The sequence below is a fragment of the Pseudomonas sp. C9D1 genome (genome assembly GCF_056491235.1).
Map to the genome: position 1 here is coordinate 4264849 of NZ_JBSZIE010000002.1, position 23988 is coordinate 4288836.

The 23988-nt window shown below is 67.5% G+C and carries 23 protein-coding genes, 1 pseudogene and 1 riboswitch; of the genes and pseudogenes, 20 read left to right on the plus strand and 4 right to left on the minus strand.

Features of this window, described 5'->3' with window-relative positions:
• The first annotated feature begins 73 nt into the window (after nt 1-73).
• Nucleotides 74-219: riboswitch (FMN riboswitch) on the plus strand.
• Nucleotides 220-429: 210 nt separating this feature from the next.
• The 11 genes from ACXI0U_RS27570 to ACXI0U_RS27620 all read left to right on the plus strand — a co-directional run bounded on the left by ACXI0U_RS27570 (nt 430) and on the right by ACXI0U_RS27620 (nt 8094).
• Nucleotides 430-1092: a riboflavin synthase gene (locus ACXI0U_RS27570; RefSeq protein WP_479551081.1), complete on the plus strand. Its 663-nt coding sequence runs from the start codon at nt 430-432 to the stop codon at nt 1090-1092.
• Nucleotides 1093-1109: 17 nt separating this feature from the next.
• Nucleotides 1110-2204 carry a bifunctional 3,4-dihydroxy-2-butanone-4-phosphate synthase/GTP cyclohydrolase II gene (gene ribBA / locus ACXI0U_RS27575; protein ID WP_021219654.1) on the plus strand — a complete coding sequence of 365 codons (1095 nt, stop codon included), beginning with the start codon at nt 1110-1112 and terminating at the stop codon, nt 2202-2204.
• A gap of 61 nt (nt 2205-2265) precedes the next feature.
• Nucleotides 2266-2742 (plus strand): 6,7-dimethyl-8-ribityllumazine synthase, encoded by a 477-nt coding sequence (gene ribH, locus ACXI0U_RS27580; protein ID WP_111260678.1) that lies wholly within the window; start codon nt 2266-2268, stop codon nt 2740-2742.
• Complete coding sequence (nusB, locus tag ACXI0U_RS27585) at nt 2739-3230, plus strand: transcription antitermination factor NusB (protein ID WP_021219656.1); 492 nt, start codon at nt 2739-2741, stop codon at nt 3228-3230. The genes ribH and nusB overlap by 4 nt, the downstream gene beginning before the upstream one ends.
• 7 nt (nt 3231-3237) lie before the next feature.
• Entirely contained in the window at nt 3238-4206 is a 969-nt protein-coding gene (gene thiL / locus ACXI0U_RS27590) for a thiamine-phosphate kinase (RefSeq protein WP_479551082.1), read from the plus strand.
• Nucleotides 4199-4702, plus strand: a complete 504-nt coding sequence (locus tag ACXI0U_RS27595) for a phosphatidylglycerophosphatase A family protein (protein WP_479551083.1) — start codon at nt 4199-4201, stop codon at nt 4700-4702. The genes thiL and ACXI0U_RS27595 overlap by 8 nt, the downstream gene beginning before the upstream one ends.
• 42 nt (nt 4703-4744) lie before the next feature.
• Nucleotides 4745-5521 (plus strand): substrate-binding periplasmic protein, encoded by a 777-nt coding sequence (locus ACXI0U_RS27600; protein ID WP_148304274.1) that lies wholly within the window; start codon nt 4745-4747, stop codon nt 5519-5521.
• Nucleotides 5508-6158, plus strand: coding sequence for a retropepsin-like aspartic protease family protein (locus tag ACXI0U_RS27605; protein WP_263401557.1), 651 nt, complete (start codon nt 5508-5510; stop codon nt 6156-6158). Before ACXI0U_RS27600 ends, ACXI0U_RS27605 begins: the two co-directional genes overlap by 14 nt.
• Nucleotides 6159-6266: 108 nt before the next feature.
• On the plus strand, nt 6267-6881 hold the full coding sequence (ribA, locus tag ACXI0U_RS27610; protein WP_111260683.1) for a GTP cyclohydrolase II: 615 nt from the start codon (nt 6267-6269) through the stop codon (nt 6879-6881).
• Nucleotides 6878-7297, plus strand: a complete 420-nt coding sequence (locus tag ACXI0U_RS27615; RefSeq protein ID WP_479551084.1) for an MFS transporter — start codon at nt 6878-6880, stop codon at nt 7295-7297. The genes ribA and ACXI0U_RS27615 overlap by 4 nt, the downstream gene beginning before the upstream one ends.
• Entirely contained in the window at nt 7297-8094 is a 798-nt protein-coding gene (locus ACXI0U_RS27620; RefSeq protein ID WP_431483308.1) for a cobalamin-binding protein, read from the plus strand. Before ACXI0U_RS27615 ends, ACXI0U_RS27620 begins: the two co-directional genes overlap by 1 nt.
• A gap of 527 nt (nt 8095-8621) precedes the next feature.
• Here the strand turns inward: ACXI0U_RS27620 and ACXI0U_RS27625 are convergent.
• On the minus strand, nt 8622-9281 hold the full coding sequence (locus tag ACXI0U_RS27625) for a response regulator (RefSeq protein ID WP_431483309.1): 660 nt from the start codon (nt 9279-9281) through the stop codon (nt 8622-8624).
• Nucleotides 9262-12693: a hybrid sensor histidine kinase/response regulator gene (locus ACXI0U_RS27630; protein ID WP_374979742.1), complete on the minus strand. Its 3432-nt coding sequence runs from the start codon at nt 12691-12693 to the stop codon at nt 9262-9264. Before ACXI0U_RS27630 ends, ACXI0U_RS27625 begins: the two co-directional genes overlap by 20 nt.
• Nucleotides 12694-13008: 315 nt before the next feature.
• Here ACXI0U_RS27630 and urtA point away from each other — a divergent pair, with 315 nt between their 5' ends.
• The 9 genes and pseudogenes from urtA (at nt 13009) to ACXI0U_RS27675 (ending at nt 22023) form a co-directional block, all read left to right on the plus strand.
• Nucleotides 13009-14241: an urea ABC transporter substrate-binding protein gene (gene urtA / locus ACXI0U_RS27635; RefSeq protein WP_021219666.1), complete on the plus strand. Its 1233-nt coding sequence runs from the start codon at nt 13009-13011 to the stop codon at nt 14239-14241.
• 175 nt (nt 14242-14416) lie between these two features.
• Complete coding sequence (urtB, locus tag ACXI0U_RS27640) at nt 14417-15334, plus strand: urea ABC transporter permease subunit UrtB (protein WP_021219667.1); 918 nt, start codon at nt 14417-14419, stop codon at nt 15332-15334.
• 10 nt (nt 15335-15344) lie between these two features.
• On the plus strand, nt 15345-16523 hold the full coding sequence (gene urtC, locus ACXI0U_RS27645; RefSeq protein ID WP_431483310.1) for an urea ABC transporter permease subunit UrtC: 1179 nt from the start codon (nt 15345-15347) through the stop codon (nt 16521-16523).
• The gene (gene urtD / locus ACXI0U_RS27650) at nt 16520-17278 is read left to right on the plus strand and encodes an urea ABC transporter ATP-binding protein UrtD (RefSeq protein WP_021219669.1); all 759 of its coding nucleotides are present in this window, start codon (nt 16520-16522) and stop codon (nt 17276-17278) included. Before urtC ends, urtD begins: the two co-directional genes overlap by 4 nt.
• Before the next feature lie 30 nt (nt 17279-17308).
• Entirely contained in the window at nt 17309-17998 is a 690-nt protein-coding gene (gene urtE / locus ACXI0U_RS27655; protein WP_043245943.1) for an urea ABC transporter ATP-binding subunit UrtE, read from the plus strand.
• A gap of 197 nt (nt 17999-18195) precedes the next feature.
• Nucleotides 18196-19425: a formamidase gene (fmdA, locus tag ACXI0U_RS27660; protein WP_479551085.1), complete on the plus strand. Its 1230-nt coding sequence runs from the start codon at nt 18196-18198 to the stop codon at nt 19423-19425.
• Between the two features lie 84 nt (nt 19426-19509).
• Nucleotides 19510-19857 carry an FmdB family zinc ribbon protein gene (locus ACXI0U_RS27665; protein ID WP_265170396.1) on the plus strand — a complete coding sequence of 116 codons (348 nt, stop codon included), beginning with the start codon at nt 19510-19512 and terminating at the stop codon, nt 19855-19857.
• A 16-nt stretch (nt 19858-19873) separates the two neighbouring features.
• Nucleotides 19874-20916: pseudogene (locus ACXI0U_RS27670) on the plus strand (aliphatic amidase).
• A gap of 63 nt (nt 20917-20979) precedes the next feature.
• Nucleotides 20980-22023 (plus strand): AAA family ATPase, encoded by a 1044-nt coding sequence (locus ACXI0U_RS27675; protein ID WP_423728464.1) that lies wholly within the window; start codon nt 20980-20982, stop codon nt 22021-22023.
• Here the strand turns inward: ACXI0U_RS27675 and ACXI0U_RS27680 are convergent, their stop codons facing one another.
• Entirely contained in the window at nt 22024-23382 is a 1359-nt protein-coding gene (locus ACXI0U_RS27680; protein ID WP_479551119.1) for a TonB-dependent receptor plug domain-containing protein, read from the minus strand. It abuts the gene before it with no gap.
• A partial coding sequence (locus tag ACXI0U_RS27685) for a TonB-dependent receptor (RefSeq protein ID WP_479551086.1) occupies nt 23316-23988 on the minus strand: 673 nt, incomplete at its 5' end. The genes ACXI0U_RS27680 and ACXI0U_RS27685, both read right to left, overlap by 67 nt.

The following is a 23988-nucleotide window of genomic DNA, read 5'->3' on the forward strand; positions in this document are numbered from 1 at the left end:
CCAGCTTCCAGCTTCCAGCTTGGCGCTTTCCCCTCCTTGTGTTAAAAAACCGCCTCGGCCACGCCAGTGGCCGAATCGTTCTCAGGGCGGGGTGAAAGTCCCCACCGGCGGTAATTGCGCATTGCGCATAGCCCGCGAGCGCTTGCTTAGTCGCAAGGTCAGCAGACCCGGTGTGATTCCGGGGCCGACGGTCATAGTCCGGATGAAGAGAGAACGGGATTGCCTGCCTGGGCGTGTTTCTGCGCGCCTGCGAAGTCCCTTTCGATCCAACGCGCCCTGTTTTTTCATAAACAGGAGTTCAACGATGTCCCATACCTTTCTCCCGGCGCTCGCAGCATCGTCTGCGTGGATGACCGCGAGCGCATCCCGGGCGCCTATAATGCGCTCCCGGGCCTTGCGCACCGGCCATCCTGTTGCAGTGGAGGTCCCATGTTCACCGGCATAATCGAAGCGATCGGCAGCATCCGCGCCATCACCCCCAAGGGCGGTGACGTGCGCGTCTACGTGGCCACCGGCAAGCTCGACCTGGGCGATATGAAGCTCGGCGACAGCATCGCCGTCAACGGCGTCTGCCTCACCGCGGTGGAACTGCCCGGCGACGGCTTCTGGGCCGACGTCAGTCGCGAAACCCTGGCCCGTACCGCCTTCATCGACCTGAAGACCGGCAGCAAGGTCAACCTGGAAAAGGCCCTGACCCCCACCAGCCGCCTCGGCGGGCACCTGGTCAGCGGTCATGTCGACGGCGTGGGCGAGATAGTGGCGCGGGAAGACAATGCCCGTGCCGTGCAATTCAGGATCCGCGCACCGCGTGAACTGGCGAAGTACATAGCCCTGAAGGGGTCGATCACCGTCGACGGCACGAGCCTGACGGTGAACGCGGTCAATGGCGCCGAATTCGAGCTGACCATCGTTCCGCACACCCTGGATGAAACCATCATGGCCGACTACCGGCCGGGCAGGCAGGTCAACCTCGAGGTCGACCTGCTGGCGCGTTACCTGGAGCGCCTGCTGCTGGGCGATAAGGCCGCCGAGCCCGCCGCCTCGGGCCTGACCGAAAGCTTCCTCGCCGAACACGGCTACCTCAAACACTGAATTCAAAAGGAGGGCCCATGGCTCTCAATAGCGTTGACGAACTGATCGAAGACATCCGCCAGGGCAAGATGGTCATCCTCATGGATGACGAAGACCGCGAGAACGAAGGCGACCTGATCATGGCCTCCGAGTGCGTGCAGGCCGAGCACATCAACTTCATGGCGCGCTTTGCCCGTGGCCTGATCTGCATGCCCATGACCCGCGAGCGCTGCGAGACCCTCAAGCTGCCGCTGATGGCCCCGCGCAACGGCTCCGGCTTCGGCACCAAGTTCACCGTCTCCATCGAGGCCGCCGAAGGCGTCACCACCGGCATCTCCGCCGCCGACCGCGCACGCACCGTGCAGGCTGCGGCCGCCAAGGGCGCCAAGGCCGACGACATCGTCAGCCCCGGCCACATCTTCCCGCTGATGGCCCAGCCCGGCGGCGTGCTGGCCCGCGCCGGCCACACCGAGGCGGCCTGCGACCTGGCGCGCATGGCCGGCTTCGAGCCGTCCGGGGTGATCTGCGAAGTGATGAACGACGACGGCACCATGTCCCGTCGCCCCGAGCTGGAGGCCTTCGCCGCCGAGCACGGAATCAAGATCGGCACCATCGCCGACCTCATCCACTACCGGCTGATCCACGAGCGCACCGTCGAGCGCATCGCCGAGCAGCCGCTGGACAGCGAGCTGGGCCAGTTCAACCTGGTCACCTACCGCGACGCCGTCGAGGGCGACGTGCACATGGCGCTGACCCTGGGCACCATCAGCCCGGAAGAGGCGACCCTGGTGCGCGTGCACAACATGGACCCGCTGCGCGACCTGTTCATGGTCAACCAGGAAGGCCGCTGGAGCCTGCGCGCGGCGATGAAGGAAGTGGCCAAGGCCGGCAGCGGCGTCGTGCTGCTGCTGGGCAACCCGCTGACCGGCCCGCAGTTGCTGGCGCACCTGGAGCGCCAGCTGGGCAGCGATGCCAAGGTCACCAACCCCGCCACCTACAGCACCGTCGGGGCCGGCTCGCAGATTCTTCGCGATCTCGGTGTGCGCAAGATGCGCCTCATGAGTTCGCCGATGAAGTTCAATGCGATATCCGGTTTCGACCTGGAAGTTGTAGAATACCTGCCCGCTGAATGACCCGTAGGGCGCGTCACCTGCCGTGAACGCGCCCTCGCTCTTTAATGAACGAGAACTCGCCATGACCCTGAAGACCATCGAAGGTACCTTCATCGCCCCCAAAGGCCGCTTCGCCCTGGTGGTCGGCCGCTTCAACAGCTTCGTCGTAGAAAGCCTGGTGAGCGGCGCCGTAGACGCCCTGGTACGCCACGGCGTGAATGAAAGCGACATCACCATCATCCGTGCCCCGGGTGCTTTCGAAATCCCGCTGGTGGCGCAGAAAGTCGCTCAGCGCGGCGAGTACGCAGCGATCATCGCCCTCGGCGCCGTGATCCGTGGCGGCACCCCGCACTTCGAATACGTCGCCGGTGAGTGCACCAAGGGCCTGGCCCAGGTGTCCATGGAGTTCGGCGTTCCGGTCGCCTTCGGCGTGCTGACGGTCGACTCCATCGAGCAGGCCATCGAACGCTCCGGCACCAAGGCCGGCAACAAGGGCGCCGAAGCTGCCCTGTCCGCCCTCGAAATGGTCAGCCTGCTGGCGGCCTTGGAGGCCAAGTGAGTTTCAACAGCGACATCGACAACCCGGACGAAGCCAACAAGCCCGTCGCCAAGGGCAAGACCGCTGCGCGCCGCCAGGCCCGCAGCCTGGCCGTCCAGGCCCTGTACCAGTGGCACATCGCCGGCCAGACGCTCAATGAAATCGAGGCGCAGTTCCGCGTCGACAACGATTTCTCGGCGGTCGACGGTGCCTACTTCCACGAGATCCTCCACGGCGTACCGCGCCAGGTGACCGAGATCGACGAGGCCTTCACGCCTTGCCTGGATCGGCCCCTGGCGGAAGTCGACCCGGTCGAACTCGCGGTGCTGCGCCTCTCCACCTACGAGCTGCGCAACCGCGTCGACGTGCCCTACCGTGTGGTGATCAACGAAGGCATCGAGCTGGCCAAGGTCTTCGGCGCTACCGACGGGCACAAGTTCGTCAACGGCGTGCTGGACAAGTTGGCACCGCTGCTGCGTGCCGCCGAGGTCCGTGGCGCCAAGCGCTGACCGAGGAATGGGTGAGTTCGAGCTGATCCGCCGTTACTTCGTCGCCGCTGCCTGTGCAGCGGCTGGCGAGGGCATCGCGCTGGGTATCGGCGACGACTGCGCCCTGCTGCAACTCCCCGCCGGTGAACAACTGGCGGTCTCCACCGATACCCTGGTCGCCGGGGTGCACTTCCCCCTGGACTGCGACCCCTTCCTGCTCGGCCAGCGCGCCCTGGCGGTTTCCGTCAGCGACCTGGCCGCCATGGGCGCCACGCCCGTCGGTTTCACCCTCGCCCTGACCCTGCCGTCCGCCGATGCGGATTGGCTGCAGGGGCTCGCCCGTGGCCTCGACGCCATGGCCCGCGACTGCGCCATCGCCCTGATCGGCGGCGACACCACCCGTGGCCCGCTGAGCATGACCGTTACCGTGTTCGGCCGCGTGCCCGCCGGCCAGGCCCTGACCCGTGCCGGCGCCCGCCCGGGCGACCTGCTCTGCGTCGGCGGCAGCTTGGGTGACGGTGCCGGCGCCTTGCCCCTGGTGCTCGGCGAGCGTGATGACCACAGTCATGAAGCCCGTGCGCTGCTCGCCCATTACTGGTCGCCGCCGCCGCAGCTCGGCCTCGGCATCGCCCTGCGCGGCAAGGCCAGCGCGGCGCTGGATATTTCCGATGGCCTGCTCGCCGATTGCGGGCACATCGCTGCCGCCTCCGCTGTCGCACTGATGGTGGAGCGCGAGCGCCTGCCGCTGTCCGCCGGCCTGCGTGCGCTCTACCCGCGCGAGCCGGCCCTGAACCATGCACTGGCCGGTGGCGACGACTACCGCCTGGCCTTCACCCTGCCGCCGCAGCACCTGGCCGCCCTGCAGGCCGCCTGGCCCGAGGTGGCCGTGATCGGTCGCGTCGAAGCGGGCCAGGGCGTGCACCTGCTCGACGCCGATGGCGGGGATATCCGGCCGCCCGCACGGGGCTTTCAACATTTCGGGAGTCAAGGTGACTGATCATCCGCAGCAAGAGCCGGTGCTACCGGCCCCGCCCTCGGTCTGGCGCAACCCCTGGCATTTCCTCGCCTTCGGCTTCGGTTCCGGGACCCTGCCCAAGGCCCCCGGCACCTGGGGTTCGCTGGTGGCGCTGCCGTTCATCCCGCTCTGGCAGATGCTGCCCGACTGGGGCTACTGGCTGATGCTCGGGCTGACCATGCTGTTCGGCTTCTGGCTGTGCGGCAAGGTCGCCGATGACCTGCGCGTGCACGACCACGAAGGCATCGTCTGGGACGAGATGGTCGGCATGTGGATCACCCTCTGGCTGGTGCCCGAAGGGTGGCAGTGGCTGCTGCTAGGCTTCCTGGTATTCCGGTTCATGGACATCCTCAAGCCCTGGCCGATCCGCTGGATCGACCGGCACGTCCACGGCGGCGTCGGCATCATGCTCGACGATGTGCTGGCCGGCGTCTTCGCCTGGCTGGCGATGCAACTGATCGTCTGGGGCGTGGGCTAGCCGCCAGACCTGGACTCGGCAGGGAGCGGAAGGGGAGTGATGATGCGCGGCTGGTTGGTCGGACTGCTGGCAATGATGCTGGCGCCCTGGGCGCTGGCAGCGGACGCATCCCCGGGCAACAAGCCCGAGGCGAGCGCGACGGAAGTCGTGATCGCCGCCGAAACCTGGGCCGCACACACCGACGCCGACGGCAGCGGCCTCGGCTGGGACATCCTGCGCAAGGTCTTCGAACCGGTCGGCGTGCACCTGCGCACGCGCTCGGTGCCCTACACCCGCTCCATCGGCCTGGTGAAGCGCGGCGAGGCCGACGCCTGGGTCGGCTCCTACCGTGACGAAGTGCCCTGGGCCATCTACCCCCACTGGAACTACGACGCCGACCGCATCAGCGCCCTGGCCCTGAAGGGGGCACCGGTGCCCACCCTGGCCAACCTAGGCGAACACCGCCTGGTGTGGATGCGCGGTTACGGCTACGAGCGCTACCTGCCGAACCTGGCGCATTTCCAGGAGATCGAGCGGCGCGGCGGCATCCTCTCGATGCTCGACCTCGACCATGCCGACTACTACATCGACGCCCGCACCGAGGTCGACGACGTCCTGCGGCAGAGCCCCAACCCGGAAAACTACCGCATCACCTACCTCACCCAGCTCAAGCTCTATGTCGCCTTCGGTGACACGGCACGCGGACGCGAATTCGCGGAGCTGTTCGACGAACGCATGGCGCGCCTGGTGGAAAATGGCGAGCTGCGCCCGGTCTTCGCCCACTGGGGGCAGCCGTACCCCTTCGACCCGGAACCGGAGAGCCACCATGCGTCGCCTTGAACTGTTCTGCGCCAGCCTGCTGCTGGCCTGCTGTGGTGCCCTCCATGCCGAACCCCAGGTGCAGGTGGTCGGCCTGTTCCCCAATGCCGCGGTGCTCAGCGTCGACGGCCAGCGCAAGCTGGTGAAGGTCGGCCAGACCGGCCCCGGCGGCGTCGAGGTGGTCAGTGCCAGCAGCCGGGGCGCGGTGCTGCGCATCGGCGGTATCGAGCGCACCTACGAACTCTCCCGCGAGTACAACCAGGCCGGCGCCAGCGCCCCGCAGAAGACCCAGATGAGCATCGCCCGCGGCAACAATGGCCACTTCATGGTGGCCGGTGCCATCGAGGGCCACCCGGTGCAGTTCATGGTCGACACCGGTGCCTCCACCGTCGCCATGAGCGAGAACCAGGCGCGCATCCTCGGCATCGACTACCGGGTGACCGGCAAGCCGATGACCGCCAGCACCGCCTCCGGTACCGTGCGGGCCTGGCGGGTGGTCTTCGACCGGGTCAAGGTCGGCCCGCTGGAAGTGCTCGGCGTCGAAGGCGCGGTGGTCGAGGGCGATGCCCCGGTCGACGTGCTGCTGGGCATGAGCTTCCTCAACCGCGTGCGTTGGCGCGAGGACCAGGGCGTGTTGCTGCTGGAATCGAAGATCTGAGGCTCGATCGTCCAAGCGTTTCGATCCTTATCCCCAACTATTCAGTCTGACCGGCCGGTTAATGCTGCTGATACAATGCCGGCCTTTCGAAATCCCAGGAGATCCGTGGTGTCCGTCGTCTTCGTCGCCGCCTCCCAACTGCCCACGCCCTTTGGCCTGTTCACCATGCATGGCTTCCTCGACCAGGCCAGCGGCAAGGAACACGTTGCCCTGACCATGGGCGAATTCGCCGATGGCGCCCCGGTGCTCGGCCGCCTGCATTCCGAATGCCTGACCGGCGACGCCCTGTTCAGCCTGCGCTGCGACTGCGGCTTCCAGCTCGAGGCCGCCCTGCGCGCCATCGCCGAGGAAGGCCGTGGCGTGCTGCTGTACCTGCGCCAGGAAGGCCGCGGCATCGGCCTGCTGAACAAGATCCGCGCCTATGAGCTGCAGGACGGCGGCGCCGACACGGTCGAGGCCAACGAGCGCCTGGGCTTCGGTGCCGACCAGCGCGACTACGCCATCTGCCTGCCGATGCTCGACCACCTGGGCATCTCCGGCATCAAGCTGATGACCAACAACCCGCGCAAGGTGAAGGCCCTCGAAGGCTTCGGCATCCGCGTCGCCGAACGCGTGCCGCTGCAGACCGGCCTCAACCCGCACAACAGGAAGTACCTGGCGACCAAGGCCGGCAAGCTCGGCCACATGCTCGGCAGCCTGCACCAGGGTGAAGTCGAGCTATGACCCGCAACCAGGTGCGCCGCAAGCTGGGCCTGGAATGGTGGGCCTACCTCGCCATCGCCCTGGCCCCGCTGTTCGTGCTCAACCTGCTGTTCGGCCCCGGCGAGCCGGTGTTCGCCGCCCTGGAGATGCCGCTGTTCCTGGCGGCGCTGATCTCCATGTTCATCAGCCTGCCGCTGTTTCGCGGCTACAAGCGCGCCCTGATCGCCACCGAGGAAGCCCTCGACAGCGAGGAAGAGCCCGCCGCCTGGATCGCCCTGGCCCGTGCCCGTCGCGTCGCCTTCCTCGGCGCCGGCCTGCCGGCCTGGATCGGTGCGGTGGCCGTGTTCGCCGGCCTCAACGCCGTGGCCCTGGTGCTGCTGGCCCTCGGCAGCGTGGTGATCTTCAGCCTCTACCGCATCCCGCGCCAACTGGGCTGATGCGCAGCCTGCTCGGCGCGTTGCTGCTGTGCCTGGCGCTGCCGGCGGTGGCGCAGCTGCGTGTGGTCAGCCTGGCCCCTTCCCTTACCGAACTCATGCTCGACCTGGATGCCGCCGACCTGCTGGTGGGCGTGCTCGATGGCGGCGAGCGCCCGGCCGCTCTGTCGGGGCTGCCCAGTGTCGGCCGCTACGGCCAGCTGGAAATCGAAAGCCTGTTGGCGCTGAAGCCCGAGCTGGTGCTGCTGTGGCCCGACAGCGTGGGCGCTGCCGGGCGTGAACAGCTCAGGCGTACCCCCATCGAGCAGTTGCGGGTGGAGCCCCGGCAACTGGATGACCTGGCCGGGGTGTTCGCCGAAGTCGGCCAGCGTGTGGGGCGCGCCGAACAGGGCCGTGCCCTGAGCCAGCGCTTCGCTGCGGGGCTGGCGGAGTTGCGTGGGAAATACCGCCGCGAGGTGCCGCTGGCGGTGTTCTACCAGGTGTGGGACAAGCCGCTCTACACCCTGGGCGGGCAGCAGATCGTCAGCGATGCCCTGCGCATCTGCGGCGCCGAGAACGTCTTCGCCGACCAGCGCCTGCCGGCGCCCCAGGTCAGCATCGAATCCATCCTGCAGCGCCAGCCCCGGGTCATCCTCGTCAGCGAACCGGCCCAGGCCGCCGCCTGGCGAGCCTGGCCGCAGATCCCCGCGGTCGCCGCCGGCCAGGTGTGGCCAGTGCCCGACCGCGGCCTGGAACGCCCCAGCTTCCAGATGCTCGACGCCACGCGAAAGCTCTGCGAGCGCCTTGCCACCGCTCGTTGAGCGCCGCCCGACGTATCCTACGAAAGACGCCATCCGCAGCGAGCACCCAGCGGGCTGTAGGGTGGATGACGCTTCACCCATCCACCATGGGCAGGCAGGGATCTATGGACCTGGCACCGAGGCTGATCGGTACCTCGATGGTGGATGAAAAGAGCGTCATCCACCCTACGCATCACCTATCTCATTCGCGATGCCGGCTCCGTGCCGGGCATCGATGGGTTTCGCTGCGCTCTACGCCATCCTACGAAAGCCGCCATCCGCAGCGAGCACCCAGCGGGCTGTAGGGTGGATGACGCTTCACCCATCCACCATGGGCAGGCAGGGATCTATGGACCTGGCACCGAGGCTGATCGGTACCTCGATGGTGGATGAAAAGAGCGTCATCCACCCTACGCATCACCTATCTCATTCGCGATGCCGGCTCCGTGCCGGGCATCGATGGGTTTCGCTTCGCTCTACACCATCCTACGAAAGACGCCATCCGCAGCGAGCCCCCAGCCTTGCATCGCCTGGCTTCAAAAGGAGCATCAACGCCCCGCCGACATGGCCACCGCCGCCGCTGCGGTGCGGGTTTCTACGCCCAGCTTTACGTAGACGTGCTCCAGGTGCTTGTTCACCGTGCGCGGGCTGAGGCCGAGGATGTCGCCGATATCGCGGTTGGTCTTGCCGCAGGCCACCCAGTGCAGCACCTCCATTTCCCGGCCGGTGAGCTGGAAGCGCGAGGCCAGCGCCTCCTGGGTCTGCTCGTCGTCCAGCGCCGGGCGTGACGCCGGGGCGTTGCGCACGGCCTGCAGGGCGCGGGCGGTGCGCAGGTGAGCGGCGACGCGGGCGAGCACCTCGTCGGGCTTGATCGGCTTGGTCACGTAGTCGATGCCGCCGGCGGCGAAGCCTTCCACCACATGCTCGCTCTCGGTCAGCGCGGTCATGAACAGCACCGGGATGTCCGCCGTCTCGCCACTGGCCTTGAGCCGTCGGCAGGTCTCGAAGCCGTCCATGCCCGGCATCATCGCGTCCAACAGGATCACGTCCGGCTGGCTGCGCTGGGCGCGCTCCAGGGCGCTGGTGCCGTCCAGCGCCACCAGCACCCTGTAGCCGGCGGCGTCGAGGGCATCGCTGAGCAGGGCGAGGTTGTCCGGGGTGTCGTCGACGATCAGCACCACGGCGCTGTCACGGCTCGAGCTGTGCATGGGCTCCTCCTGTCTGGTCGCGCGCCAGGTCGACGCGGGGGGTGGGGCTGCCGGCCGCTTTCAGCAGCGTATTGAATTCGTTGAGTTGGAAGCGCCGCGCGCGTTGTCGCAGGCCGGCGAGGACGGCGGTGCACCCGGGCTCCTCGCGCTCGATGGCGTCCAGGCGCTCGAGGATGCCCTTGACGTAGCCCATCTCGCTCAGCTCGCGCAGCGCCTCCAGGGCGGCGGGCGAGGGCCGCGCGCCGTCCGCTTCGGTACAGGGGGCCACGGGCGGACGCTTGAGCCATTCCAGGCCCAGGTGCTCCTTGATCTTCTCCAGCAGGGCCGGGGTGTGCACCGGCTTGGCCAGGTAGTCGTTGCAGCCGGCCGCCACGCTGCGCTCGCGGTCGTCGGCGAAGGCGTTGGCGGAGATGACGATGATCGGCGCCCGCGACTGCACGTTGCTGCGGATCAGGCGGCTGGTCTCCCAGCCGTCCATGTGCGGCATCGACAGGTCCATGAGGATCAGGTCCGGGTGCAGCAGGGCCACCTGGCGCACCGCCTCCTGGCCATCGGCGGCCTGGACGATCTCGAAGCCCAGCGGTCCCAGCATGCCGGCCAGCACCCGACGGTGCTCGATATGGTCGTCCACCAGCAGCACGCGGCGGCGCGCGCCCTGGTAGCCGATGATGTCGTGCTCGACGTGCACCACCGCCTGGGGCACGCGCACCTCGGACAGGAACAGGCGCACCTGGAACGAGGTGCCCTGGCCCGGCCGGCTGTGCACGCGGATATCGCCGCCCATCAGCGCGATGAGCATGCGGGTGATGGTCAGGCCGAGCCCGACGCCGTTGTCCTGGCGCAGCGGGTCGCCCCGTTCGAAGGGCTGGAAGATGCGCTCGATCTGGTCCGGAGCGATGCCGATGCCGGTGTCGATGATCTCGAAGGTGGCGGTTTCGCGCAGGTAGCTGACCCGCAGCCGCACCTCGCCGCTCTCGGTGAAGCGCACCGCGTTGCCCAGCAGGTTGATGAGGATCTGGCGGATGCGCTTCTCGTCGCCGCGCACCACCACCGGCAGGCGCCCGCCGGGCTCGTAGCGGAAGGCCAGGCCCTTCTCCTCGGCCTGCGGGCTGAACATGTGCTGCAACTGCTGGAGGAATTCGGGGAAGGGGATTTCGCTGGGCTCCAGTTGCAGCTTGCCGGCCTCGATCTTGGCCACGTCCAGCAGCCCGTCGATCAGCGACAGCAGGTGCGAGCCGCTGCGGAAGATGGTCGCCAGGGCCTCCTTGTGCGGCTCGGGGGTGAGGCCGTCGCGCTGCAGGATCTGGGTGTAGCCGAGGATGCTGTTGAGCGGCGTGCGCAACTCGTGGGACAGCCCGGTGACGTAGCGGCTCTTCGCCGCGTTGGCCGCCTCCGAGGCTTCCTTGGCCTTCTGCAGCGCCTCGTCGGTCTTGCGGTGGGCCTCGATCTCCTGCATCAGCAGGGTGGTCTGGCGGTTCGACTCCTCCAGCGCCACGTGGCGACTCTCGCGGGTCAGCACCACCCACCAGGCGAGTATCGCGGCGAACAGCGAGAGGGTCAGGAAGGCCTTGAGGAACGCCTGGTAGAGCGTCTGCGCGGCGTCCGCCGGGGCCTGTTCCAGGCCCTGGGAAACCTGGCTGTAGATCAGCGCCAGGGCGCAGAACAACAGGATCACGATCACCGCCAACACCCCCAGGTAATGGGCCAGGCGCGTGTGCAGGCGCGGCACCGAGGCGTTGGGCAGCAGCCAGCGCACCAGGTCGTCGAACTGTTCCGAGAGCCGCGCCCGGGGCTTGCAGGCATCGCCGCAGCGGGCGTCCAGCGAGCAGCACAGGGAGCAGATGGGCGCGCCGTAGGCCGGGCAGAAGGCGGTGTCCTCGCGCTCGAAATCGTTGCTGCACAGGGTGCAGGTGACCTTCTCGCGTAGCGGATGGAGCAGCGCCGGGTCGCTTTCCCGGGCGATGTAGTAGCGCCCGCCGGTGAGCCAGGCCAGCAGCGGCGCCACCGCCATCGCCGAGACCAGCGCCACCATGGGCGAGGCCGCCTGGGCGAGGCTGCCGAGCAGCCCGGCATGGGCCAGCACCGAGAGCAGCGAGGCGATCAGCATGGCGCCGACCCCCACCGGGTTGATGTCGTAGAGGTGCGCGCGCTTGAACTCGATGTGCCGCGGCGACAGGCCCAGCGGCTTGTTGATCACCAGGTCCGCCACCAGGGCGCCGATCCAGGCGATGGCGATGTTGGCGTAGAGCCCCAGCACCTGCTCGATGGCCTCGAACACGCCCAGCTCCATCAGCATCAGCGCGATGGCCACGTTGAACACCAGCCAGACCACGCGGCCGGGGTGGCTGTGGGTGATGCGGGCGAAGAAGTTCGACCAGGCCAGGGAGCCGGCGTAGGCGTTGGTGACGTTGATCTTCACCTGGCTGACGATGACGAACAGCACCATGGCGCCGAGCGCCCATTGCGGCGAGGCGAACACGTAGTTGAAGGCCACCAGGTACATCTGCGTTGGTTCGGCGGCGCGCTCCAGGGGGATCTCGTGCTGCAGGGCGAGGAAGGCGAGGAAGGCGCCGCCGAGCATCTTCAGTGCGCCGGGGATGATCCAGCCGGGGCCGGCCAGGAGCATTGCCGCCCACCAGCGCTTGCGGTTGGCGCGGGTCTTCTGCGGCAGGAAGCGCAGGTAGTCCACCTGCTCGCCGATCTGCGTCACCAGCGCCAGGGCCACGGTGCAGGCGGCGCCGAAGTGCAGCGGGTTGAAGGTGCCGGCCTCGCCGTCGCGCCCGGCGAAGCTGGCCAGGTCGCCGAGCGCCCCGGGGTTCCTGGCGATGACGAAGACGTAGGGCAGCAACAGCAGCAGCAGCCACACCGGCTGAGTCCACATCTGCAGGCGGTTGATCAGGGTGATGCCGAAGGCCACCAGGGGAATGATGATCACCGAGCAGATGACGTAGGCCAGCGCCAGCGGAATGCCGAAGTACAGCTCCAGGGCCAGCGCCATGATCGCCGCCTCCAGGGCGAAGAACAGGAAGGTGAAGCTGGCGTAGATCAGCGAGGTGATGGTGGAGCCGATGTAGCCGAAGCCGGCGCCACGAGTGAGCAGGTCCATGTCCACGCCGTAGCGTGCGGCGTAGTAGCTGATGGGCAGGCCGGTGAGGAAGATCACCAGGCTCACCGCCAGCACCGCCCACAGGGTGTTGGTGAAGCCGTAGCTGATGGCCAGGGCACCGCCTATGGCTTCCAGGGCGAGGAAGGACACGGCGCCGAGGGCGGTGTTGGCGATGCGCAGCTCCGACCATTTGCGGAACGAGCGCGGCGTATAGCGCAGCGCGTAGTCCTCCAGCGTCTCGTCGGCGACCCAGCTGTTGTAGTCGCGGCGGATCTTGGCGATGCGTTGCGTACCGGTCTGTTGCACGGCGGCGCTCCTGGGCGGCGGTGGGCGTGTGCAGCAACTTCCATGCCCCGCCCCGGCCCCGGGTGCGCACCGCTCTGGCACGGCCCTCCCGGGTTGGCTGCGTCATCGCGCGCACGTCCTTGCGCCTGTCTGCGAGCGCAGCATGCCCCAAGCTGGCGCAGCGGCCACTACGTCAGATGACGTATGCCGCTACGTCAATGTGCGTATACCCCCGCCCCCTGGCCGAACGCATCCTTGCCCCGAACCGAGGCCGGTACCCGCAAGGCGAGCCGACCACGCCAACCACAGAGGAGCAGGACCATGGATTCAAGCTTGATGACGGGTGCGAAACGCTTTCTTCCGCGCCGGCTGGCGCTGGGCGCCGCCGCGCTGTCGCTGATGGCCGCAGCGGTATTCGGCCAACTGGCGGTGGCCGCCGACGCCAACACCACCGGCCTGGCGGTGACCGACACCGAAGTGACCGTGGGCCAGCTGCACTCGGCCACCGGCACCATGGCCATCTCCGAGACCGGCTCGATCCAGGCCGAGCGCCTGGCCATCGAGCAGATCAACGCTTCCGGCGGCATCCTCGGCCGGCAGATCAAGATCATCCAGGAAGACGGCGCCTCCGACTGGCCGACCTTCGCCGAGAAGGCCAAGAAGCTGCTGGTGAACGACAAGGTCGCCACCGTCTTCGGCTGCTGGACCTCGGCCTCGCGCAAGGCCGTGCTGCCGGTGTTCGAGAAGGAGAACGGCCTGCTTTACTACCCGACCTTCTACGAGGGTCTGGAGCAGTCGAAGAACGTCATCTACACCGGCCAGGAGGCGACCCAGCAGATCCTCGCCGGCCTGGACTGGGTGGCCAAGGAGAAGGGCGCCAAGACCTTCTACCTGATCGGCTCGGACTACATCTGGCCGCGCACCTCGATGAAGATCGCCCGCAAGCACATCGAGAACGTGCTCGGCGGCAAGGTGGTGGGCGAGGAGTACTACCCGCTGGGCAACACCCAGTTCGGCTCGCTGATCAACAAGGTCAAGCTGAAGAAGCCTGACGTGGTCTTCGCCGCCGTGGTCGGGGGCTCCAACGTCGCCTTCTACAAGCAGATGAAGGCCGCCGGCGTCACCGCCGCCAAGCAGACCCTGCTGACGCTCTCGGTGACCGAGGATGAACTGCTCGGCATCGGCGGCGAGAACATGGCCGGCTTCTACGCCTCCATGAAGTACTTCCAGAGCCTGGACAACCCCAACAACAAAGCCTTCGTCGAAGCCTTCAAGGCCAAGTACGGCAAGGACGCGGTGATCGGTGACGTGACCCAGGCCGCCTACCTCGGCCCTTGGCTGTGGAAGGCCGCCGTGGAGAAGGCCGGCAGCTTCGACGTCGACAAGGTGGTCGCCGCCTCCCCGGGCATCGAGCTGACCACCGCGCCGGAAGGCTACGTGAAGGTCCACGACAACCATCACCTGTGGAGCAAGACCCGCATCGGCGAGGTCCAGGCAGACGGCCAGTTCAAGGTGGTCTACGAGTCCGGCCTGATCGAACCCAATCCCTTCCCCAAGGGGTATCAGTGAGTAGGGAGCGGCAAGCGGCAAGTTTCAAGCTGCAAGAGGCAAGCGAGAAGCGAGAAGCAGCTTGAAGCTTGAAGCTTGAAGCCTGAAGTGGGGTCGGGGTTTGTCTGACCCCCGTTTCACCCTGAATCCAAACCCCGGCGGGCGGCGAGGCTGTCGCCCGCTTCCGGAGAACCTTATGGAATGGCTATCTGAGTTCGGCGCCATTGCGGCCATGCAGGGCTTCAACGGGCTGTCGGTGTTCTGCGTCCTGCTGCTGATGGCCCTGGGGCTGGCGATCATCTTCGGCCAGATGGGCGTGATCAACATGGCCCACGGCGAGTTCCTCACCATCGGTGCCTACACCACCTACCTGCTGTCGGCACTGACCACCCACTACGCGCCGGCGATGCAGCCCTATTACTTCTTCTTCGCCATCGTGCTGTCGTTCTTCATCGCCGGGGCCATCGGCTGGCTGGTGGAGTGGGCAATGATCAGCAAGCTCTACCAGCGCCCGCTGGACACCCTGCTGGCCACCTGGGGCCTGTCCCTGGTGATGCAGCAGGCGTTCCGCTCGATCTTCGGCGCGCGCGAGGTCAGCGCCACCCTGCCGGAATGGCTGATGGGCTCGTTCAACCCCACCGAGAGCATCGACATCCCGCGCAACGGCCTGTTCGTCATGGGCCTCACGGTGCTGCTCACCGCCACGATCTTCCTCATGCTCTACCGCTCGCGCTGGGGCCTGCAGGTGCGCGCCACCATGCTCAACCGGGTGATGAGCCGCGCGGTGGGCATCAATACCAAGCGGGTCGACCGCATGACCTTCGCCCTCGGCTGCGGTGTCGCCGGGGTGGCCGGCGCGGCCTTCACCACCATCGGCTCCACCGGGCCGACGGCGGGCTCGCTGTACATCGTCGACACCTTCCTGGTGGTGGTCTTCGGCGGCGCGCAGAGCCTGTTCGGCACCATCGCCTCGGCCTTCACCATCGCCCAGACGCAGTCCATCTCCGAATTCTTCATGAGCGGCTCGATGGCCAAGGTGCTGACCCTGTCGGCGGTGATCCTGATCCTGATGCTGCGCCCCCAGGGGCTCTTCTCCATCAAAGTCCGTAAATGAGGGGCGGCAGATGAACGCAATCGACAACGTCCTCGGCGGGCGGCAGGGCACCATCGGCCTGCTGATCCTCGCCGCACTTATCCTGGTGGTGTTCCCGCTGGCGCTGGACGCCTTCCGCCTGAGCATGGTCGGCAAGTACCTCACCTACGCTTTCGTCGCCGTCGGCCTGGTGCTGTGCTGGGGCTACGGCGGCATCCTCAGCCTCGGCCAGGGGGTGTTCTTCGGCCTCGGCGGCTACTGCATGGCGATGTTCCTCAAGCTGGAGGCCTCCGACCCGGAGAGCACCAGGATCCAGTCCACCCCCGGCATCCCGGACTTCATGGACTGGAACCAGATCACCGAGCTGCCGCTGCTCTGGCAGCCCTTCCACAGCTTCGGCTTCACCCTCGTCGCGGTGCTGGCGGTGCCCATGCTGCTGGCGGCGGTGATCGGCCTGGCGATGTTCAAGCGGCGGGTCGGGGATGTGTACTTCTCCATCGTCACCCAGGCCATCGCCATGATCCTCACGGTGCTGATCATCGGCCAGCAGGGGCTCACCGGCGGGGTCAACGGCATCACCGACCTGAAGACCCTGATGGGCTGGGACATCCGCACCGATGGCGCCAAGCTCATCCTCTACTTCGTCAGCGCCTTCCTGCTGCTGGGCTGCATCGTCATCGGCAAGTTCATCCTCGCCTCCAAGCTCGGCCGCCTGCTCATGGCCATGCGCGACAAGGAGGAACGGGTGCGCTTCTCCGGCTACGACGTGGCCAGCTTCAAGATCTTCGTGTTCTGCGTGGCCGCCGGCTTCTCGGCCATAGGCGGGGCCATGTTCGCCCTGCAGGTGGGCTTCATGTCGCCGAGCTTCGTCGGCATCGTGCCGTCCATCGAAATGGTCATCTTCGCCGCCGTCGGCGGGCGCATGTCGCTGCTCGGCGCGGTGTACGGCGCGCTGCTGGTGAACTACGGCAAGACCTACTTCTCCGAGAGCTTCCCCGAGCTGTGGCTGTACCTGATGGGCGGCCTGTTCATCGCCGTGGTCATGTACTTCCCCAACGGCCTCGCCGGGCTCTGGCAGAGCCATGGCCGCCCGCGCCTGGAGCGCCTGCTGGCCACCCGCGCCAAGGCACCCGCCGCAACTGTGACGACGCCCGCCGCGAGCCCGAGCCCGGCCCCGAGCACCCCCCGTGAAGTGGAGCGCACACCATGAGCCCGAGCGGATTCGAAAGCCCGAAACCGGTGCTGGCCATCGAGGGCCTGACGGTGTCCTTCGACGGCTTCAAGGCGGTCAACGACCTCAACCTCTACCTGGACCGCAACGAGGTGCGGGTGGTGATCGGCCCCAACGGCGCCGGCAAGACCACGGTGCTCGACCTGATCTGCGGCAAGACCCGCGCCACCGCCGGCAGCATCCAGTTCGACGGCCGCGAGCTGACCCGCATGCGCGAGTACGACATCGTCCGTGCCGGCGTCGGGCGCAAGTTCCAGAACCCCTCCATCTACGAGAACCTCACGGTGTTCGAGAACCTGGAGATGTCCTACCCGGCCGGGCGCAAGGTGCTCGGCGCGCTGTTCTTCAAGCGCAGTGCCGAGGTCATCGCCCGGGTCGAGGCGGTGGCCGGGGAAATCTTCCTCAGCGAACACCTGCACCGCCAGGCCGACCTGCTCTCCCACGGCCAGAAGCAGTGGCTGGAGATCGGCATGCTGCTGATGCAGGACCCGGAGCTGCTGATGCTCGACGAGCCGGTGGCGGGCATGAGCGTCAGCGAGCGCGCGCAGACCGCCGAGCTGCTCAAGCGCATCAGCCAGGGGCGTTCGGTGCTGGTCATCGAGCACGACATGGAGTTCGTCAAGAGCATCGCCCACAAGGTCACCGTGCTGCACCAGGGCAAGGTCCTGGCAGAAGGCAGCATGGAGGCGGTGCAGAGCAACCCGAAGGTGATCGAGGTGTACCTGGGGCATTGAGCCCCGGGCCAGCCATCAATGGAGTCCAGCATGTTCCAGATCAGCAAGCTCACCTCGGGCTACGGCCAGAGCCAGATCCTCCACGACCTCGACCTGAACGTGGCCAGGCAGGAAATCGTCGCCGTCATGGGGCGCAACGGCATGGGCAAGACCACCCTGTTCAAGAGCCTGATGGGCATCCTCCCGCAATGGGGCGGTGAGGTGCGCGTCGATGGCCAGGACGTGTCGGCCCTGGAGACCCACCAGCGCGTCGAACGCGGCATCGCCTACGTGCCCCAGGGGCGGATGATCTTCTCCCACATGACGGTGCTGGAAAACATCCAGACCGGCCTGCCGGCCTCGGCCAACGGCCAGGTTCCGGACGATCTCTACGCGCTGTTCCCGGTGCTCCACGACATGCGCTCGCGCAAGGGCGGCAACCTCTCCGGCGGCCAGCAGCAACAGCTGGCCATCGCCCGCGCCCTGGCCACCAACCCCAAGGTGCTGCTGCTGGACGAACCCACCGAGGGCATCCAGCCGTCGATCATCAAGGACATCGCCCGCAGCCTGAAGGAGATCCGCACCCTGCGCGACCTGACCATCGTCGTCTCCGAGCAGGTGCTGTCCTTCACCCTGGAGATCGCCGACCGCTTCCTGGTGATCGAGAAGGGCCGCTTCGTGATCGAGGAAACCCGCGACCGGGTCGACGAAGCCACCATCAGCCGCTACCTGTCGGTGTAGCCCGCAGCCGGGCCGTGGCCCGGAATCCCCGCCAAGCCGTCCCCGTGCCCGCGCACGGGCGACGGCTTTCGCGCGCCCGCCCGGCCGCTTCCCACCTACGTAATTCGACGTATTCCCGATCCCGGCCAGGCGGCCAAGACTAGCTCCCAGCGCGGCCCAGACCGCCCGTCCAACACTTGGTCCCAAGGAGCACCGTCATGACCGAAACGCTGATCAAGGTCGACCTCATCCAGGCCGCCACCGAGAACGAACAGATCCACAACCGCTGGCACCCCGACATTCCCATGGCCTGCTGGGTCAACCCGGGGGATGACTTCATCCTCGAGACCTACGACTGGACCGCCGGCGCGATCAGGAACAACGACGACGCCTCGGACGTGCGCGACGTCGACCTCTCCACCGTGCACTACCTCTCCGGCCCGGTGGGGGTGAAGGGCGCCGAGCCGGGCGACCTGCTGGTGGTGGACCTGCTGGACATCGGCGCCAAGCCGGATTCCCTGTGGGGTTTCAACGGCTTCTTCTCGCGGCAGAACGGCGGCGGCTTCCTCACCGACCACTTCCCCATGGCGCAGAAGGCAATCTGGGATTTCCACGGCCTGTTCACCAGCTCCCGGCACATCCCCGGCGTGCAGTTCGCCGGGCTGATCCACCCCGGGTTGATCGGCTGCCTGCCGGACCACAAGATGCTCGCCGACTGGAACAGCCGCGAGCAGGCGCTGATCGACACCAACCCGACCCGCGTGCCGCCCCTGGCCAACCCGCCGATGGCGCCCACCGCGCACATGGGCAAGCTGCGCGGCGAGGCCCGCGACAAGGCGGCCATGACCGGCGCGCGCACCGTGCCGCCGCGCGAGCATGGCGGCAACTGCGACATCAAGGACCTGTCCCGCGGCTCGAAGATCTTCTTCCCGGTCTACGTCGACGGCGCCGGCCTCTCGGTGGGCGACCTGCACTTCAGCCAGGGCGACGGCGAGATCACCTTCTGCGGCGCCATCGAAATGGCCGGCTGGGTGCACATGAAGGTCGAGCTGATCAAGGGCGGCATGGCCAAGTACGGCATCAAGAACCCGGTGTTCAAGCCCAGCCCCATCGTGCCCAACTACAAGAACTACCTGATCTTCGAAGGCATCTCGGTGGACGAGTCCGGCAAGCAGCACTACCTGGACGTCAACATCGCCTACAAGCAGGCCTGCCTCAACGCCATCAACTACCTGACCAAGTTCGGCTACTCGCCGGCCCAGGGCTACGCGCTGCTTGGTTCGGCGCCTGTGCAGGGGCACATCAGCGGGGTGGTGGACATCCCCAACGCCTGCGCGACGCTGTGGCTGCCGACGGAAATCTTCGACTTCGACATCAACCCCAACGCCTCTGGCCCGACCCGCTTCCTCGACGGCAGCGTCGACCTGCCCATCGCGCCGGACAAGTGAGTTCACCGCCCCGGCGGGAGGTTGCTCTGGACGGCGTACCTCCCGCCGGGACGGCGGACATCGAACGAAGACGAGGACCCCAACATGCCCATCTACGAATACGACTGCGCTACCTGCGGCGACTTCACCGCCCTGCGGCCCATGGCCGAGCGCGAGGCCCCCTGCCCATGCCCGGCCTGTGGTGGCAGCGCGCCGAGGGTCATCCTCTCCGCACCCGGCCTGGCCACCCTGGCCGGCAGCCAGCGCCGCGCCATCGCCGCCAACGAGCGCAGCGCCAACGCGCCGCAGACGGTCGAGGAGTACCGCGAGAACCGCAAGCACCCGAAAGGCTGCGGTTGCTGCACGCCGAACAAACCCCTGGCACCCACCAAGGCCAACCCCCACGCGCTGAAGACCAAGCCCAGCGCGCGGCCCTGGATGATCAGCCACTGAACGGAAGGAGAAGCCCATGCGTCACGGTGATATTTCCAGCAGCCCGGATACCGTCGGCGTCGCCGTCGTCAACTACAAGATGCCGCGCCTGCACAGCAAGGCCGAGGTGCTCGACAATGCCCGGCGCATCGCCGAGATGATCAAGGGCATGAAGCTCGGCCTGCCGGGCATGGACCTGGTGGTGTTCCCCGAGTACAGCACCATGGGGATCATGTACGACCACGACGAGATGATGGCCACCGCCGCCAGCATCCCCGGCGAGGAAACGGCGATCTTCTCCGCCGCCTGCCGCGAGGCCGGGACCTGGGGCATCTTCTCCCTCACCGGCGAACGCCACGAGGAGCACCCGCACAAAGCGCCCTACAACACCCTGGTGCTGATCGACGACCGCGGCGAGATCGTGCAGAAGTACCGCAAGTGCATCCCCTGGTGCCCCATCGAGGGCTGGTACCCGGGCGATCGCACCTACGTCAGCGAAGGGCCCAAGGGCCTGAAGATCAGCCTGATCATCTGCGACGACGGCAACTACCCGAGATCTGGCGCGACTGCGCGATGAAGGGCGCCGAGCTGATCGTGCGCTGCCAGGGCTACATGTACCCGGCCAAGGAGCAGCAGGTGCTGATGGCCAAGACCATGGCCTGGGCCAACAACTGCTATGTGGCGGTGGCCAACGCCGCCGGCTTCGATGGCGTCTACAGCTACTTCGGCCACTCGGCGATCATCGGCTTCGACGGCCGCACCCTGGGCGAATGCGGCGAGGAGGAGATGGGCATCCAGTACGCCCAGCTGTCGGTCTCGCAGATCCGCGACGCGCGGGCCAACGACCAGTCGCAGAACCACCTGTTCAAGCTGCTGCACCGGGGCTACACCGGGGTCTACAACTCCGGCGATGGCGACCGTGGCGTGGCCGATTGCCCCTTCGAGTTCTACCGCACCTGGGTGCTGGACGCGGAGAAGGCCCGGGACGATGTGGAAAAGCTCACCCGCCGCACCATCGGCGTGGCCGACTGCCCGGTGGGCGAGCTGCCCCATGGTGGGCGCGAGCAGGTCGCGGGCTAGCGCGACGGCGCTCCGTGAACGGGGCGGCCCGCCGCCCGTGATTCCCTGAACCGAGGAGCCCGGATGCCCTTCGTCAACGACCTGATCGAGCACAACCGCGAGCACCTGGGGCGCGGCGAGGTGCCGGCGGCGCGCTTGCAGTCGCGCTTTCTCTTCGAGCCCGACACCGTCATGGCCCTGCTGCGCACCCGCATCGTCGGCCAGGACGCCGCGCTGGAGGCGGTGGAGGCCCTGCTCAAGGTGGTCAAGGCGGACATCGGCGACCGCGAGCGGCCCCTGGCGGTGAACCTGTTCATGGGCCCCACCGGCGTCGGCAAGACCGAGCTGGTGCGCCTGCTGGCGCTGGCCCTCCATGGCCGCGCCGACGCCTTCTGCCGCATCGACATGCAGACCCTGGCCCAGGAACACTACGTCGCTGCGCTCACCGGTGCGCCGCCGGGCTACGTGGGCAGCAAGGAGGGCGCCACGCTGTTCGACGCCGAGGCCATCCAGGGCAGCTTCGGCCGCCCCGGCATCGTGCTCTTCGACGAACTGGAGAAAGCCGGCAAGGAGGTGGTGCGCAGCCTGCTCGGGGTGCTGGAGAACGGCCAGCTGACCTTGAGCGCCGGCAGCCGCCGCATCGACTTCCGCAACAGCCTGATCTTCCTCACCAGCAATATCGGCGCCCAGGAGGCCTGGCAGTTCCGTGAGCGCTATTCGCGTGGCTGGCGGCGCCTGTTCGGAGTCTCCCCACGGGACGAGGCGCGGGTGCTGGAGGCGGCCTTGCACCGCCACTTCGACCCGGAGTTCCTCAACCGGCTGGACCGCGTCGTCTGCTTCGAGCGCATCGGCGAGGACCACCTGGAGGCCTTGCTCGACATCGAACTGGCGCGCCTCAACCAGCGCCTGGCACGCCAGGGGCGCACGCTGGTGTTGCAAGAGGGCGCCCGCGAGCTGCTCTGCCTCGGCCATGACCCGCGCTACGGCGCCCGTGACCTGGGGCGGCGCGTGCGGGTGCTGCTGGAGCCGGCGCTGGCCGAGTGCCTGCTGGCGTCCCCCGGCGCGACCCGCCTGGTGGCGGGCTGCTGCGAGGGCGGCCTGCGGGTGAGCGCGGGCGAGGCAACCTGACTAGAACTGCGGCGACCACTTGAGGGTCATCACCACCTTGCGGCCCTCTTCCTGGAAGCCGGTGTTCTCCTCGATGGTCGGGTCGGGGATGTCCACGTCGTTGTCGACGTAAGGCACGCCGTCGCCGAAGGGGTTGGAGGAGAAGCTGGAGCCGCTGCCGTAGTACTTCTGCGAGTACTGCTTGTTGGCGATGTTCTCCACCCGCGTCTCCACCTTCAGGCCCTTGAGGAAGCCCCAGCCGGCGCGGATGTCGATGCGCCCGTAGCCCGGTGATTTCTGGGTATTGGCGGCGTCCACGTAGCGGCTGGAGACGCCCAGCCAACTGAAGCCGAAGCTGTAGTCGCCGAACTGCTTGTCCACGTCCAGGGCCAGGTTGCGCCGCGAGCGGCCGGGCAGGGTATGGCCGGTGTCGCGGTCGCGCGGGTCGACCAGGCCCAGGTTGAGGCGGGTGGTCCAGCCCATGAAGTCGCGGGATGCGCTGAGGTCCAGGCCGTTGATGCGGGCCTTGCCGACGTTGCGCATCTCGTGGACGAAGACGGGGTCGAACTCCATCACGTCGGTGATCAGGTCTTCCACATCGGTGCGGTAGACGCCGAAGCTCCAGTCGGTGTCGTAGTGCGCGCCGCGCAGTTGGGCTTCCCAGGTCTTCGAGTGCTCGGGTTCGAGCTTGGGATTGCCGTTGGGGAAGAATATGTCCGGCACATAGAGCTCGGTGAAGGTGGGCACGCGGAAGCCTTCGGCGTAGCTCAGCACCAGTTGGGTGTTCAGCGGCAGGTCGAAGTCCAGGGCGGCGTTGAGGCTGTCTTCGCTGCCGTACTGCTCGTTCTTGTCGTGGCGCCAGCCCAGCTCGGTGCCGAAGGGCGCGGCGCGGAAGCGATGCTGGGCGAACCAGGCCTGGTTGCGGCGTTCGGTTTCCTCGAAGGGCACGTTGGCGCGCAGGCGTTCCTCGTACCATTCGGCGCCCAGCAGCACCTGCTGGTGCTCGTCCAGGCGCAGGGTGTTCTGCCATTCCAGGGAGTCGCGGTAAGTGGCGTATTCCTCAAGGGCAGTGATGAAGTTGTAGACGGTGTCGAGGTGGCTCTTTTCCTCGGCATGGCCAGCCTGCAGGCGGCTGGTCCAGCGCGGGTCGAGCTCCGCCTCCAGGTAGGCCGAGGTGCTGCTCAGGGTGAATTCGTCGGTGGGCTGGCCGGGGAACCAGACGGAGTCGCCGTCCATGTCGCTCTTGCCGCGCTGGTCGAGCAGGTTGAGGCCGGTGCGCCACTGCTCGGTGAGGCGGTGCTCCAGGCTCATGCTCAGGCCGCGGTTGCGGTAGGTGTCGTCGTCGGTGTTGGCGCCGTCGATGTCGTCACTGCGGTCCATGCGCAATTCTTCGAGGCTGGCGTTGAGGTCGAAGCGGGTGCGTTCGTCACCGCCGGACAGGCCCAGGCTGTTCTCGTTGGTGTCGCTGTCGCCGAGGCTGAAGTCGAAGCGCGGCTCCAGGCCGGCGCCCTCTCCACGGCGGGTGAACACCTGGATGACGCCGCCCATGGCGCGCCGAGCCGTACAGGCTGGAGCGCCCGCCCCGGGTGACCTCGACCCGCTCGATCTGCTCCATGCCCCAGGTATTGCAGGCGTGGCAGGCCGTCCACCAGCGAGCCGATGCGCACGCCGTCGATCAGCACCAGCGTCTGGTTGGCGTTGCTGCCGCGCAGGTAGAGGTTGGCCGAGCTGCCGCGCCCGCCGCTCTGCTCGACCGACATGCCCGGCACGCGGGCGAGCAGGTCCGGCACGCTCTTGGCCTTGAGCCGGGCGATGTCCTTGCGGGTGAAGATGCTGGTGGCGGCGGTGGCCTGGGAACGGGGCTCCAGCGCGTTGCCCGAAGTGGCCACCACATAGGGGCTCTTCAGCGCGTCGAGGCTGTCCAGGGGGATTTCTTCGGCTGCCGCGAGGCAGGGGGCCATGGCGATGGCCAGGGCCAGACGGGAA

Bases quoted from the DNA above. Each gene is read 5' to 3' on its own strand.
- ACXI0U_RS27570 (WP_479551081.1), top strand. From the start codon at position 430: ATGTTCACCGGCATAATCGAAGCGATCGGCAGCATCCGCGCCATCACC.
- ribBA (WP_021219654.1), top strand. From the start codon at position 1,110: ATGGCTCTCAATAGCGTTGACGAACTGATCGAAGACATCCGCCAGGGC.
- ribH (WP_111260678.1), top strand. From the start codon at position 2,266: ATGACCCTGAAGACCATCGAAGGTACCTTCATCGCCCCCAAAGGCCGC.
- thiL (WP_479551082.1), top strand. From the start codon at position 3,238: ATGGGTGAGTTCGAGCTGATCCGCCGTTACTTCGTCGCCGCTGCCTGT.
- ACXI0U_RS27600 (WP_148304274.1), top strand. From the start codon at position 4,745: ATGCGCGGCTGGTTGGTCGGACTGCTGGCAATGATGCTGGCGCCCTGG.
- ACXI0U_RS27605 (WP_263401557.1), top strand. From the start codon at position 5,508: ATGCGTCGCCTTGAACTGTTCTGCGCCAGCCTGCTGCTGGCCTGCTGT.
- ACXI0U_RS27615 (WP_479551084.1), top strand. From the start codon at position 6,878: ATGACCCGCAACCAGGTGCGCCGCAAGCTGGGCCTGGAATGGTGGGCC.
- ACXI0U_RS27620 (WP_431483308.1), top strand. From the start codon at position 7,297: ATGCGCAGCCTGCTCGGCGCGTTGCTGCTGTGCCTGGCGCTGCCGGCG.
- ACXI0U_RS27625 (WP_431483309.1), bottom strand. From the start codon at position 9,281: ATGCACAGCTCGAGCCGTGACAGCGCCGTGGTGCTGATCGTCGACGAC.
- urtA (WP_021219666.1), top strand. From the start codon at position 13,009: ATGACGGGTGCGAAACGCTTTCTTCCGCGCCGGCTGGCGCTGGGCGCC.
- urtB (WP_021219667.1), top strand. From the start codon at position 14,417: ATGGAATGGCTATCTGAGTTCGGCGCCATTGCGGCCATGCAGGGCTTC.
- urtC (WP_431483310.1), top strand. From the start codon at position 15,345: ATGAACGCAATCGACAACGTCCTCGGCGGGCGGCAGGGCACCATCGGC.
- urtD (WP_021219669.1), top strand. From the start codon at position 16,520: ATGAGCCCGAGCGGATTCGAAAGCCCGAAACCGGTGCTGGCCATCGAG.
- urtE (WP_043245943.1), top strand. From the start codon at position 17,309: ATGTTCCAGATCAGCAAGCTCACCTCGGGCTACGGCCAGAGCCAGATC.
- fmdA (WP_479551085.1), top strand. From the start codon at position 18,196: ATGACCGAAACGCTGATCAAGGTCGACCTCATCCAGGCCGCCACCGAG.
- ACXI0U_RS27665 (WP_265170396.1), top strand. From the start codon at position 19,510: ATGCCCATCTACGAATACGACTGCGCTACCTGCGGCGACTTCACCGCC.
- ACXI0U_RS27675 (WP_423728464.1), top strand. From the start codon at position 20,980: ATGCCCTTCGTCAACGACCTGATCGAGCACAACCGCGAGCACCTGGGG.
- ACXI0U_RS27680 (WP_479551119.1), bottom strand. From the start codon at position 23,382: ATGGACCGCAGTGACGACATCGACGGCGCCAACACCGACGACGACACC.